Annotated in this window: 12 protein-coding genes; all 12 read right to left on the bottom strand. The window is 58.4% G+C overall.

The genetic code is table 11. From position 1 onward, the window contains the following. Positions 1–101 precede the first annotated feature (101 nt). The 12 genes from ABEV74_RS12755 to ABEV74_RS12700 all read right to left on the bottom strand — a co-directional run bounded on the left by ABEV74_RS12755 (position 102) and on the right by ABEV74_RS12700 (position 13,768). Positions 102–2,744, bottom strand: a complete 2,643-nt coding sequence (locus tag ABEV74_RS12755) for a DNA translocase FtsK (RefSeq protein WP_430146456.1) — start codon at positions 2,742–2,744, stop codon at positions 102–104. Between the two features lie 61 nt (positions 2,745–2,805). Then, entirely contained in the window at positions 2,806–3,036 is a 231-nt protein-coding gene (locus ABEV74_RS12750; protein WP_430146454.1) for a YlzJ-like family protein, read from the bottom strand. Further along, complete coding sequence (locus ABEV74_RS12745; RefSeq protein WP_372447156.1) at positions 3,033–3,791, bottom strand: ClpP family protease; 759 nt, start codon at positions 3,789–3,791, stop codon at positions 3,033–3,035. The genes ABEV74_RS12750 and ABEV74_RS12745 overlap by 4 nt, the downstream gene beginning before the upstream one ends. Positions 3,792–3,936: 145 nt before the next feature. Further along, positions 3,937–5,616: a ribonuclease J gene (locus ABEV74_RS12740; RefSeq protein ID WP_430146452.1), complete on the bottom strand. Its 1,680-nt coding sequence runs from the start codon at positions 5,614–5,616 to the stop codon at positions 3,937–3,939. Positions 5,617–5,861: 245 nt separating this feature from the next. After that, on the bottom strand, positions 5,862–6,740 hold the full coding sequence (dapA, locus tag ABEV74_RS12735; protein WP_430146450.1) for a 4-hydroxy-tetrahydrodipicolinate synthase: 879 nt from the start codon (positions 6,738–6,740) through the stop codon (positions 5,862–5,864). An 80-nt stretch (positions 6,741–6,820) separates the two neighbouring features. Then, on the bottom strand, positions 6,821–8,056 hold the full coding sequence (gene dapG, locus ABEV74_RS12730; RefSeq protein ID WP_430146448.1) for an aspartate kinase: 1,236 nt from the start codon (positions 8,054–8,056) through the stop codon (positions 6,821–6,823). A gap of 81 nt (positions 8,057–8,137) precedes the next feature. Further along, a complete protein-coding gene (locus ABEV74_RS12725; protein ID WP_062492613.1) occupies positions 8,138–9,178 on the bottom strand; it encodes an aspartate-semialdehyde dehydrogenase in 1,041 nt (346 codons plus the stop codon). Positions 9,179–9,314: 136 nt separating this feature from the next. Further along, the gene (locus tag ABEV74_RS12720) at positions 9,315–9,908 is read right to left on the bottom strand and encodes a dipicolinate synthase subunit B (RefSeq protein ID WP_430146446.1); all 594 of its coding nucleotides are present in this window, start codon (positions 9,906–9,908) and stop codon (positions 9,315–9,317) included. After that, a complete protein-coding gene (gene dpsA / locus ABEV74_RS12715; RefSeq protein WP_430146444.1) occupies positions 9,905–10,804 on the bottom strand; it encodes a dipicolinate synthase subunit DpsA in 900 nt (299 codons plus the stop codon). Before dpsA ends, ABEV74_RS12720 begins: the two co-directional genes overlap by 4 nt. A 187-nt stretch (positions 10,805–10,991) precedes the next feature. After that, positions 10,992–11,435: a dUTP diphosphatase gene (gene dut / locus ABEV74_RS12710; protein ID WP_062492610.1), complete on the bottom strand. Its 444-nt coding sequence runs from the start codon at positions 11,433–11,435 to the stop codon at positions 10,992–10,994. Continuing rightward, positions 11,416–12,681, bottom strand: a complete 1,266-nt coding sequence (locus ABEV74_RS12705) for a M16 family metallopeptidase (protein ID WP_062492609.1) — start codon at positions 12,679–12,681, stop codon at positions 11,416–11,418. Before ABEV74_RS12705 ends, dut begins: the two co-directional genes overlap by 20 nt. Positions 12,682–12,769: 88 nt before the next feature. Then, positions 12,770–13,768 carry a polysaccharide deacetylase family protein gene (locus ABEV74_RS12700; RefSeq protein WP_430146442.1) on the bottom strand — a complete coding sequence of 333 codons (999 nt, stop codon included), beginning with the start codon at positions 13,766–13,768 and terminating at the stop codon, positions 12,770–12,772. Positions 13,769–13,823: the final 55 nt, after the last annotated feature.

The following is a 13,823-nucleotide window of genomic DNA, read 5'->3' as shown; positions in this document are numbered from 1 at the left end:
TAGTTGTTGGACTGTAGCGCAATCTGTCCCTAGTATGAGAAAGGGCGCTCCCTTCTATGCACGTCATTTCCGCATTCGGCAATCTCCGGCTTTTCCGGGGGTCAGGAGCTGATGCGTCCGTGGTATTGCTCGGACGAAATGAGAACGTCGCGCGGCTTGCTTCCTTCGTACGGCCCGACGACTCCTTTCGCCTCCATCTGATCGATGAGCCGCGCCGCCCGCGTATAGCCGATCCGCATCCGCCGCTGCAGCAGCGAGACGGAAGCCTGCTTCGCTTCCAGCACGATCTGGACCGCCTGATCGTACAGCTCGTCCAGCATCTCGTCCTCATCGGCCGCGATTTCATCGGCTTCCGGAACGAGATCGTTGTTATATTCGGCCTCGCCCTGCGAGCGCACGTACGAAACGATGGCCTCCACCTCCTGGTCGGAGAGGAACGCTCCCTGGACGCGAATCGGCTTGGACATGCCGACCGGCAGGAACAGCATATCTCCTCTGCCGAGCAGCTTTTCCGCTCCCGCCATATCGAGAATCGTTCGCGAATCGACTTGCGACGATACGCCGAAAGCGATGCGGGACGGAATATTCGCCTTGATGACGCCCGTTATGACATCGACGGACGGCCGCTGCGTGGCGATGATGAGATGGATGCCGGCGGCGCGCGCCATTTGGGCCAGACGGCAGATCGAATCTTCCACGTCATTGGCCGCGACCATCATCAAATCGGCGAGCTCGTCCACGATGACGACGATATAGGGCAGCACGGCGGCAGGATTGTCGGCCATCAACGTATTGTAGCCCTCGATGTTGCGCGTGCCCGACTTGGAGAACAATTCGTAACGCTTCTCCATTTCGACGACGATTTTTTTCAGCGCGAGCGAGGCGCGCCGGGGATCGGTCACGACCGGAGCAAGCAGATGCGGAATGCCGTTGTAGACGTTCAGCTCGACCATCTTCGGATCGATCATCATAAACTTGACTTCGTCGGGCTTCGCCTTGTACAGGATGCTCGCGATAATGCCGTTGATGCATACCGATTTGCCGGAGCCGGTCGCCCCCGCCACGAGCAGATGGGGCATCTTGGCCAGATTGCCGACGATCGGCTGGCCGGAGATGTCCCGGCCGAACGCGATGGACAGCCTGGAAGGCGCGTTCAGAAACGCCGGCATTTCCATTACCTCGCGCATCGTGACGATGGACACTTCGGTATTGGGCACTTCGATGCCGATAGCGGATTTGCCCGGAATCGGCGCTTCCATCCGGATATCCTTCGCCGCCAGCGCAAGCGCGATGTCGTCGGTCAATCCGACGATCCGGCTCACCTTGACGCCGGTCGCCGGCTGCACCTCGTAACGGGTGACGGCGGGTCCCCGCACGACATCGAGCACCTTCGCGCGGACGCCGAAGCTTTCAAGCGTCGCTTCCAGCTTGCGCCGCGATTCGGCCGTATCCGCCGCATCGTTTCCTCTGCCGCTTCCGGTCGACCGGTTCAGCAGCGATATCGGCGGCAGCCGATACGGTTTTGCCGGAACCGGTGCGGCGGGCGCCCCTTCCGTCCCGCCGCCGCCGTCCGCATCGACGAGCGCCTCCGACAATTCCGCCGGACTGGGAGACTTGCCCGCGCCTTCCGGCATATCGGCGAACCGTTCGGCCGACTCGGTCGCGGACTCGACCGGCGGCCATTCCCGTTCCCAATCGGGAGCTGTTGTCGGCCGCCCTTTCTCGTCCTCTTCGTCCCACGGCGGTTCCTCATCCTCGTCGTCCCGGTCATGTTCGTCGGCGTGAAGCGCGTTCTCCCGCTCCTCTTCCTTCATCCAGGCAGATCGCCCGCCGGAATCGGAATATAGCGGATGCTCTTCCGTTCCGCTTTCCGCCGGCTCCTCTTCATCGCCCGAACGGTTCCGTTCTTTGCCGCCATCATTCAGGAACCATTGGAAAAACATCGCTCTTTTCTTCGGGCGCCGGACCTCGGCTTCCGGCGCGTATTGTTCGTCTTCCCCTTCGTTCTCTTCGTCGTCTTCCTCATCGTCCGGCAGGGAATGGACCGTATGTACCGGAGACGCCGCCTTTACATTGACGGCCGCCGGCGCAACCGGACGCCGCGTTTTCCGGCTCGCGGCGTATTTGGCCCTGAGCAGCGTATAGAGCCGCTGCAGCTTCTCTTTCCCGAGCTTCGCCATCTCCACGTAGGAGCGTCCCGTAATGAGCATGACGGAAATCGCAAACATGACGATCATGACGAATTTGGCGCCGAAATATCCGAACAATCCGAACAGGATCGAATATTGGATCGCACCTACATACCCGCCGCTGATCGCCTTTTGCATCATCGGCTCGTCGGGATTGCCGGCCCCGGACAAAAGCGCTCCGCGGATATCGTCTCCGAGTTGATTCAGGATGGTCGTCCAGGTGACTCCCTCGGCCCCCGCCAGCTTGGCATCGATTTCGGCGATGGAGCTGAACAGCGTCAGAGCGAGCACGAGCAGGACAAGCCCCGATTTCCGTTGCGACCAGCCTGTCGGCCAGCGCCGCTTGACCATTACCGCCAATCCGATGTAAATGCCTACAAGCGCCAATACAAAATAAAATTTGCCCAACACGAGACCGAACAGCTTGGATAGCGAGCGGCCGACTGTCGCTTCGCCCGACAGCGCGATGACGGAAATCGTGATGAGCAAAATGCCGTACACTTCGTATTTGAGACTGGTGCCCAGCGACGAACGCTTTCGTCTACGTTTAGCCAACGTTACTCACCTCTGGTACACCATTATACCACATGAGGAACAATGTTCCTATGATGTTCGCTTATTTGGCGTCCGGGGCGCTTCCGTAAGCGATTATCGACCCGGGCGACAGCTCCGGCTTCAAATAGTCGCTCAGCTCGCAGTCGAGCAGCCGCACAATTCGTCCCACGCCGGGCGCCACCGGCTCCACTTCGAGCAGCAGGCCTCCCGCCTTCACTTGCATAGTAGGCCGGCCGGGTCCGTTCACTCCGTCGAGCACGAGCTCGAGCGGCATCGTCGTATGCAGCGTCATGACACGATCCCTCCCGCGGGCGCGCTTGCGGCCCGCCGTTCCTCGATCCGCCGGTTCAGCTCCTTCAAGGCGTCGCCTACGCCGCCGACGGCGTCGATCAGCCCGATTTCAACCGCATCGGCTCCGATCACCGTCGTCCCGATGTCTCTTGTCAGTTCGCCGGTCTTGAACATCAATTCCTTGAACTTTTGTTCGGTGATGCGGGAATGGGCCGTCACGAAACGGACGACGCGCTCCTGCATTTTATCCAAATATTCGAACGTTTGGGGCACGCCGATAATAAGACCGTTCAGACGGATCGGATGGATCGTCATCGTCGCCGTCTCCGCAATGAGCGAATAGTTGCCCGCCACCGCAATCGGCACCCCGATGGAATGCCCGCCGCCGAGCACGAGCGTTACCGTCGGCTTGGACAGCGACGAAATCATTTCGGCAATGGCCAGCCCGGCTTCCACGTCCCCGCCTACGGTGTTGAGCACGATCAGAATGCCTTCGATTTTCGGGTTTTGCTCCGCCGCCACAAGCTGCGGAATGAGATGCTCGTATTTGGTCGTCTTGTTTTGGGGCGGGAGTACGAGATGCCCTTCCACCTGACCGATAATCGTCATGCAATAAATATTCGTTTCCGGCTGCGCCGGCGTCATCGTCTGCCCGAGCTGCTGGATCGTGTCGACCACCGGATTGCCTTTACCTCCCGGATCGGCCGCCGGCTGTTGTTCCGATTGCAGCGTCGTCCCGTATTCGTTCCTGCTCATGTTCATCCTCCTGCCGTTGAAAGTGAGTATGGACTGCTCGTCCTAGTATGGTAAGGAGGACCGGGTTTTAGTCCCGTACAAGCGGAAACGGTCCTTCCGCCCCGGCCGAATGCCGGCTGGCGGAAGGACCGCTTCCTGACTGCGGTTACACTTCCATAATAATGGGCAAAATCATCGGGCGGCGCCGCGTCTGCTCGTACAGAAAACGTCCGAGCGCCTCCTTGACGTTCGTCTTGAGCGAAGCCCATTCGTTGACATTGTCGTTCATCAGCTTGTTCAGCGTCGACGTGACGATGCGATTCGCTTCGTCAAGCAGTCCTTCCGACTCCCTTACATAGACGAAGCCGCGGGAAATAATGTCCGGACCGGACAAAATTTTGCCGTCCTGCTTGCTGAGCGTGACGACGATGACGAGAATGCCGTCCTGGGACAGCAGCTTGCGGTCCCGAAGCACGATGTTGCCGACGTCGCCGACGCCAAGTCCGTCGATCAGCACGTTGCCGGCAGGCACTTTGCCGCTTTTGCGCGCAACGCCGCCCTGGAATTCAACCGTGTCGCCGTTGTCGATAATGAAAATGTTGTCTTTCTCGATGCCGATCGATTCGCCCAGCTTGGCGTGATGATGCAGCATCCGGTATTCCCCGTGAATCGGGATGAAATATTTCGGACGAATCAGGTTCAGCATAAGCTTCAGTTCCTCTTGGCTGCCGTGACCGGAAACGTGTACACGCGATACGGAACCGGGTCCGTAAATCACGTTTGCGCCAAGCCGGAACAATTCGTCGACCGTTCTGCCGACGTAACGTTCGTTGCCGGGAATCGGCGTTGCGGCAATAATGACCGTATCCCCGGGCAAAATATCCACCTTGCGGTGCGTCGAGCGGGCCATGCGGGTGAGCGCCGACATCGGCTCGCCCTGACTGCCCGTGCAAAGCACGACGACGCGGTCCGCCGCCATCTTGTTCACTTCTTCGGGCTCGATCAGCATGCCTTCCGGAATGTTCAAATAGCCGAGCTCGGAAGCGATAGTGACGACATTGACCATGCTTCGGCCGACGACGGCGATTTTGCGGCGGGTCGCCATCGCGGCATTGAAGACTTGTTGAATGCGGTGCACGTTCGAAGCGAATGTCGCGATGACGATGCGCTGCGTCGCTTTGCGGAATATCGCTTCCAATTCGTTTCCGATATTGCTTTCCGACGGCGTAAAGCCCGGGCGTTCCGCATTCGTGCTGTCCGACAGCAGCGCGAGAACGCCGCGCTTGCCGATTTCCGCGATACGCTGAAGGTCGGCGAATTGATCGTTGACGGGCGTATGGTCGAACTTGAAGTCGCCCGTATGAACGACAATTCCTTCCGGCGTATCGAGGCAAACCCCGACAGAATCCGGAATGCTGTGATTCGTTTTGAAAAACGACGCGCGAATCGAGCCGAGCTGCACTTCCGAGTCGGCGTTGATCAGAATGCGCTTCGTTTCGCCGAGAAGACCGGCTTCCTTCAGCTTTCCTTCTACAAGTCCGAGCGTCAATTTCGTACCGTATACCGGAACGTTCAAATGTTTCAGCACGTACGGCAGTCCGCCGATATGATCCTCATGTCCGTGCGTAAGCAAAATTCCCCGTACTTTGTCTCGATTGTCGGTCAAGTACGTAATGTCCGGAATGACGATATCGATGCCAAGCATATCCTCTTCCGGGAATTTCAGGCCGGCATCGACGACGACGATATCGTTTCCATATTGTACGACGTACATATTTTTTCCGATTTCGCCAACGCCACCCAGCGCAAAAATAAGCAGCTTATCCTGGTTGTTCTTCTTTGACAAGTGTATCTATACCTCCTACAAATTTTCGAAGCCGCTGTGACTTCGCGAATGTGCCATGGTCCGTTGGCCGCCGCTCCAACTTATTCGATTTTCAAATAATTGCCGCACCAGTCACTTGACCCCATTATACATGATCGATTTAACCGAACACAAGTCGTCGCGATTTCAGCCGTGAAACCAGTGTCTCCGAAAAACAAAAAGCCGATGCCGATGGCACCGGTCGAGATAGGAATGAATGCCCGATATCATCTTGATACAAGCCGGCGGATAAACGCTTCCTCCGCCTCGCTCGCTAGCGTGAGCGGCAGACGGACGCCGCCGACGGGCATGCCCCGCAAGCTAAGCGCATACTTGACCGGAACCGGATTCGGAACCGGGTGCGGACATTCGAACAAACCTTTGAAAATCGGGTGCAGCTGCCGATGAAGACGCGCCGCCTCCGCAACCTCGCCTTTCAAATAGGCTTCAATCATCGTTTTCATTTCCGAGCCGACAATATGACTGGCCACGCTGACAATGCCGTGTGCGCCGATGCTGAGCGCCGGCAGCGTCACGCTGTCGTCGCCGCTGTACAGGCGGAAGCCTTCCGGAGCGCCCGCGATAATTTGCGTCATCTGATCGAGCGAAGCGCATTCCTTGACAGACGTCACATTCGGCAGCTGCGCCAGACGAAGCGTCGTCTCGGCGGTCAGCGATGCGCCGGTACGGCCTGGAACGTTGTACAGCATGATCGGCAGTCTGGTCGAATCGGCGATCGACTTGAAATGCTGATACATGCCTTCCTGACTCGGCTTGTTGTAATAGGGAACGACAAGCAGAATGCCGTCGACGCCGCAGCGCTCCGCTGCTTGGGTCAAATGGATGGAATGCTTCGTATTGTTGCTTCCCGTGCCGGCGATAATTTTGCACCGGCCGCCAGCTTTTTCCACCGCAAAGCGGAACAGCTCGATCTTCTCTTCGTCGGTCAGCGTCGGGGATTCTCCCGTCGTGCCGGACACAACCAGCGCGTCGCTCTTCTGCTCGTCGATCAAATATTGAATCAGTCGTTCCGTCGTCTCCCAATCGATTTCGCCGTTACGGTCGAACGGCGTCACCATTGCGGTGATCAATCTGCCAAAATCCATGCCGACTCCTCCTAGTCGTTCCATAGCCCGAGCGATCGGACCATTCGTCAAAAATGAAATTGCACCGTTTTTATTCCAAATCAATATCCGCCAGCGGCTTCAAGGCCCAAATGGAGCTCGAATTTCGCATGAAGCGCACGCAGCGCTTCCGCCGTATTTTCCTCCCGGACGAGCACCCAGATGGTCGAATTGGAATCCGCCGACTGCAAAATCGGGATATTCCGTTCGGTCAACGCCGCCACAATCCGGGCCATTATCCCCGGAACGCCGTTCATCCCGCCGCCGATGACCGACACTTTCGTGCAGCCGCTGAGCGCCTTCGGCTTGTAACCGATCTCCTCCAGCACCCGCAGCGCCAGCGGAGCGTCGCTGTCGAACACAGTATAAACGGCTCCGCCGGGCGTAACATTGATAAAATCGACGCTGATTCCGTTTTTGGCCATGGCCTGAAACACCTGCAGCTGCACGTCGTTCCGCCCTTCCGGGGCAAAGACGGAAATTTGGGTCACGCCCTGCACATGGGCGATGCCCGTCACATGCCGGTCTTTGATGGCCAGCGCGGCGGCCCGCCGTTCGTCCGTTACCAGCGTCCCCTCATCGTCGGAAAAAGTCGAACGGACGCGCAGCGGAATGCCGGCCTGCTGAGCGATTTCGATCGCCCGCGGATGAATCACCTTCGCCCCTTGCCGCGCCATATTGCAAATTTCGGCATAGCCGGCAACCGGCAAAAGACGCGCATCTTCGACAAAGCGCGGGTCGGCCGTCAATATCCCGTTCACATCGGTATAAATATCGACATATTCCGATCGCAATGCGGCGCCGATCGCCGTAGCGGACGTATCGCTGCCGCCGCGGCCGAGCGTCGTGACATCGCCATCCTTGTTCTGTCCCTGGAATCCCGTGACGATGACGACCTTGCCGCCGCGCATATGGTTCAGCATCGCTTCCGGCCGCACTTCCGTTATGCGCGCATCGCCGAATCGGGAATCGGTTATCATTCCGGCCTGTCCTCCGGTCAGCACGACGGCGGGAACGCCTATCGCATTCAGCAGGCTGCACAAGGTTGCCGCGGCGATCGTTTCGCCGCAAGCGAGCAGCATATCTTTCTCGCGCGGCGGGAGACTGTCCCCGTTCTCGCGGATCAGTCCGAGCAGCGTATCCGTCGCGTACGGATCGCCGCTGCGGCCCATGGCGGAGACGACGACCGTCAGGCCGTACCCCGCATTCCGTTCCCGCACGATGTGGGCGATTACGCGTTCCCGCGCCTGCTTGGTCGACAGCGACGTCCCGCCGAATTTTTGTACCAGGATGCGCAAATCGGCTCTCTCCTCTGTGACAAGTTGTCTGTCCGACAATCGTGTCCGCGGATGAGGAACGGCGAATGGTGACGGAGCTTGTTATACTTGTTTGGCTGCGAAATATTCGGCGATCTGTACGGCGTTCCAGGCCGCGCCTTTCAGCAGATTATCGGATACGATCCACATGTTCAGCGCGCGCTCGTTGCCGAGGTCGCGGCGCAGGCGGCCGACGAATACGTCCGGTTTGTCCGCCGCTTCCGTCGCCAGCGGATAGCGCTGCGCAGCGGTATCGTCGACAAGCGTAACGCCGGGCGCTTCCGCCAGCAGCTTCCGGACGTCTTCCAGCTCGAAGTCGCTTTTCAGTTCGACATAAACCGATTCGGAATGGCCTTTCACAACCGGAATCCGGACGCAGGTGGCCGTTACTTCGATCGAATCGTCGCCCATAATTTTTTTGGTCTCGCGGACCATCTTCATCTCTTCCAGCGTATAGCCGTTATCCTGGAATTTGTCGATCTGCGGGATCGCGTTGAAGGCGATCTGATGCTTGACCGGCAGCGAGCCGACCGGCAAAATTTCCGGTTTCGCCTCCTTGCCGTCCAGGACGTCGCGCGTCTGGCGCAGCAGCTCGTCGATCGCCCGGCTGCCCGCACCCGACACCGCCTGATAGGTCGATACGATGATGCGCGAAATGCCGTAACGGTCGTACAGCGGCTTGAGCGCCGCAACCATCTGGATGGTGGAACAGTTCGGATTGGCGATAATGCCTTTGTGCTCGTTCGCCTTCTCGATGTTGACCTCCGGGACGACCAGCGGCGTATCCGGATCCATCCGGAAGGCGTTCGTATTGTCGATGCAGATGGCGCCGCGCTCGACGGCATGCGGCGCGAGCGCCTTGCTGACGTCGCCGCCGGCGCTGAACAGGGCGATATCGATCCCTTCGAAGCTGTCCGGCGTTGCTTCTTCAACCGTAATTTCCCGACCCTTGAAGACGACGGTCTTGCCTGCGGAACGGGCGGAAGATAACAGCTTCAACCGATTGATGGGGAAATCGCGTTCTTCGAGAAGTTTGATAATTTGCTCCCCTACGGCTCCGGTCGCCCCTACTACGGCTACGTTGTACAATTTTTGATTCGACATCGATGTCGTCTCCCCTCTCCACATGTTATGTTCCGCCGGCATACGCAAAAGGTTCCCGAATGCGGGACGGCCGCCCACAGATCGGACGGCGGAATCATCTTTCTATCGGAACAGCGCCGGTAAGGCACATGCCGCGTTAATCGCGAAAACGCTCGATCAAAAGCGGCTGCAGTTGTCTGCCTTCAAGCGCCGCTTCGCACGCTTCCATCACCAGATCCATGCGCGCCACCAGCGAATTCGGCTTCTGCGCCGGGTTGTCTTGACCGAACGGCACAAAGTAAATATTTTTGGCGACGAGCAGCTTGGCGATGTTGGCCGCATTGAGACCAAGGCCGTCATTCGTCGATATGGCCAGAACGACAGGCCGTTGATTGCGCATTTGCACCTTCGCCGCCATCAGCACCGCACTGTCCGTCATCGCATTCGCGAGTTTGCTCGTCGTATTGCCCGTACACGGCGCAATGAGCAGCACGTCCAGCAGCTTGGACGGACCTAGCGGCTCCGCCTGCACGATCGTGGAAACGATCTCTTCCCCCGTAATTTCCTTCAGCTGCTGCTGCCAGTGCGCGGACGTGCCGAATCTCGTATCCGTCGTCATCAGCGTCTGGGACACGATCGGAATGACGCGCGCGCCGGCATCGACGAACCGCTGGATTTGCGGCATTACTTCCTCAAAGGTGCAATGTGAACCCGACAAGGCGTAGCCCACCGTTTTTCCCGTCCAATTCATAGCCCATTCCCCCGTTGCGAATGATCTTCCAAAATCAACCGGCCTAGGCATTCCGCCATAATACGTCCTGCTGTTTTGGGTGCAACGATTCCGGGAAGTCCGGGTGCCAGCAGCGCCTTCATTCCGCGCTTCTCGGCATAGCGGAAATCAGTTCCGCCGGGCTTCGAAGCGAGGTCGATAATAACGGCGCGCGAAGGCATATGGGCAATAATTTGCGCTGTGACTATCATAGTCGGAATTGTATTAAAAAGCAAGTCAATATTCCCGACGTGATGCTGCAATTGCTTGACGTAGAAAGGCTCAAAGCCCATTTCCCAGGCTCTGGCGTAATGCTCGGGGCGACGGACGCCGGCTTTCACTTTCGCCCCCAATCCTTGCAGCGTCCGCGCCAGCGTCAGACCCGTTCTTCCGAGTCCGAGCACGGTGCAGGACGAACCGTGAAGCGTAATATCCGTATGCTGAATCGCCATCATAATCGCGCCTTCCGCGGTCGGTATCGAATTATAAATGGCAACGTCGTCCCTGTCGAACAGCTCTACGAGGGCAATCCCGTGATTTTCGCACAATTGGCGCAAATAAGACTTGGCCATGCCGGTATATACTTTGCTGTGCTTCGGCAGCCGGCCGATCATCTCCCCGGTCAGCTTCAGCTGGCGGTCGGTGAATACCGCCGTAACCGTTCCGTCGTCCTCGGTTCCGACCGCCGGGAGAATGACGGCATCGGCATTGTCGAACAGTTCCTCTCCGAGCTGCGCCGGCGTCGCCCCTTCCGGCGGCTGCTGCAAGCCGTCGAAACCGACGACCGTAACGGTCGCGTCCAACTCGGCCAACTTGCGGATGATTTCGAGCTGCCTGGCGTCGCCGCCGATCAACAGAACATGAACTCCCGTCAGCATCTGGTCCCACTCCTTTCTGCGCTACACGCGGTTATGCACCATCATATGCGTACGCCTAAAAGGGGGTGAAACCGTTCGGGCCTTATTTGTCGTCCGATTTGCGCGGCTCGTCCGAAGCCGAACAAAAAAGCCTCCGTCGCCGCCGGTTGTCGGCGGTGACGGAGGCTTCAGCCGCGGTCCGGCGGAGTTACACTCCGGTATGCCCGAACCCGCCGGTTCCGCGCTCCGTGTCCGGCAGCTCGTCGCATTCCTCGATCGACACGGCCGGAACGGTCTGAAATACCATCTGGGCGATCCGCTCCCCGCGCTCGATCGTGAACGGCTCGCTGCCGAGATTGACGAGCAGCACCTTCACCTCGCCCCGGTAATCGGCATCGATCGTTCCGGGCGAATTGAGGCACGTAATGCCGTGCTTGTAGGCCAGGCCGCTGCGCGGGCGGATTTGCGCCTCGAGCTGCGGCGGCATCGCCATGGCGAAGCCGGTCGGGATGAGCGCGCGCTCCCCGGGCGCAAGCACGAGCGGCTGCTCGACGGCCGCGTGCAGATCGAAGCCGGCCGCCCATTCGGACATGCGCCGGGGCAACGGAATATCTTCATTCCCGGACAACCGTTTAAACTTGACTGGATACAAAGATGTCCCTCCTTACCGAAGCGACGGCCTTGTCGTTCGTTCCGACCATCGCCACCGCGAACGGAACGGCCAGCATGCTTTCCGTCACTTCGCGAATATCGTTCATCGTCACCGCATCGATTCTTTCGAGCATCTCATCCAAAGTATAATGCCGGCCGAGCATCAATTCGTTTTTCCCGAGACGGTTCATTCGGCTGCCCGTACTTTCCAGGCTGAGAATGAGACTGCCCTTCAGCTGTTCCTTGCCGCGGTGCAGCTCGGCTTCGGACAAGCCTTTGGCCGCCAGCTCCCCGATCTGTTCGATGATCAGATCGAGCACCTCCTTCGTCTGTTTCGGCGCCGTGCCCGCATAAATCGTAAACAGCCCCGTATCGGCATATGACGTATGGTAAGAATAGACGGAATAGGCCAGTCCCCGCTTCTCGCGGATTTCCTGGAACAGCCGGGAGCTCATGCCGCCGCCCAGCGCATTGTTCAGCAAAATGATCGCATACAGCTGCGGATCGGATATCGAACGGCCCGGGAACGACAGGCACAGATGGTTCTGCTCGGTTTTCTTCTTATGAAATAGAAGGCGCCCTGCAAATTCGGCCGGCTCCACCTGCCCTCCGCCGCCCCGGACCGCGAACCGTCCGAAATGGCGCTCGAGCAGTTCCAATAGCGGCTCGTCCTGCACGTTGCCGGCAACGCTGATGACCGTATTGTCGATCCGGTAATGCTCGTTCATATAATCGCGAAGCGAGTCGGGATTCATGGCGGAAAGCCGTTCCTCCAGACCGAGGATCGAATAGGCCAGCGGATGGTCTCCGAACGACGCGCGGGAAGCTTCGTCGTGAACCTTGTCGTCCGGCGTATCCTCATACATGGCGATTTCCTCGAAGATGACGTTTTTCTCCTTGGCCAATTCCTCTTCGTCGAACTGCGATTCGAAGAACATATCGGACAATGCGTCCACAGCGAGCGGCAAATGCTCATCCAGCACCTTGGCGAAATAGCAGGTGTATTCTTTAGCCGTAAACGCGTTGACGTTCCCCCCGATACCGTCGAACAAATCGGCGATATCTTTGGCCGAACGACGTTTCGTGCCCTTGAACAACATATGTTCGATAAAATGGGAGATGCCGTTGTTCTCCGCGGTTTCGTCGCGGGAACCCGTTCTGACCCAGATACCGAAAGAAACCGATCGGCAAGTGGGGATATTTTCTACTACGACGCGCAAGCCGTTGCTTAGCGTATATTTGTTCACCCGGTTTCCTCCTTATCCGTGTTTTCCGCTGCGGAAAACAGCGGACAAATCGTCTTGTTCGTCTCGCATGAATACCACTATAGCAAAATTAATGCCGGCCCTCAACCGGCGCCCGTCTGGAAGACAGCGTTTCGCTAACGGTCCCCAGGGCGTAGCCTTTCTTTTTGGCGGCGGCAATGATGCCGGCCAGCGCATCCCTCGACGTGGACGTCGGATGCATCAGAATGAGCGATCCCGGCTCCAGCTTCGCGGAAATTTTGGCGACGACCGCATCGGCCGGCGGTTTCTTCCAGTCGACCGTATCGATCGTCCACAATACGGTCTTCAGGCCTAGCTCGGCGGCAATTTCGACCGTCGTCTGGTTGTAGTCGCCCGAAGGCGGAGCGAACCAGCGGTTATCCGTTACGCCGAGCACCGACCGCAGCAGCTTCTCCGTCTTGTCGATCTGCTGGTAGGCGGCGGCCCGGCTCAGCTTGCTCATATCGGGATGGGAATAGGCGTGATTGGAAATTTCATGCCCTCGTTTCTGAATCGCCTTCGCGTAGTCGGGGTATTTGGAGAGCCAGCTGCCGTCCAAAAAAAAAGTCGCCTTGACGCCTTCCCGGTCCAGCGTGTCGAGCATCGGCTCCAAATATTCGTTGCCCCAGGCCACGTTGATCATCAGCGACACCATCGCCTTGCGCGGATTGCCCCGGTATATCGGATGAGGGCCGAGCTGGTCCAACCCGATCTCCGGCTCGATTTCCCGGTATATATACGTGATCTCGTCCTCGGGGCCGATGCCGGCATTGGCGATATAGGTTTGCTCGATATCCACTTCCCGTCCGTTGTAACCGGGAATCGCTTTCCATATCCGATCGACGACGGCGTTGACCGGAGGCTCGAAGCGCTTGTCCGCCTCCTGCCGAATCCGCTCGTAGAGCCTGCTTCCGTCAGCAGAGGACGGCCAGGCCGAAACGGGCGCGGCGAGCTGCGGCAGGCCGCTTTTGACATAATCGATATAATCCGCCAAACCGTCATGCAGCTTGTATACAGCGGCTACAAGCAGCAAGCCTGCGGCCAGACCCGCGAGTTTTCGTATGTTCATACTTTATCCCCCTGCGCTTGTCTTCGTTTCCATTAGTATGTACGGGGGGACGAGA

This window comes from Paenibacillus cisolokensis (genome assembly GCF_050481165.1).
GTDB classification, from domain to species: domain Bacteria; phylum Bacillota; class Bacilli; order Paenibacillales; family Paenibacillaceae; genus Paenibacillus_AH; species Paenibacillus_AH cisolokensis.
This window is presented reverse-complemented; position numbering and strand designations above follow the sequence as displayed.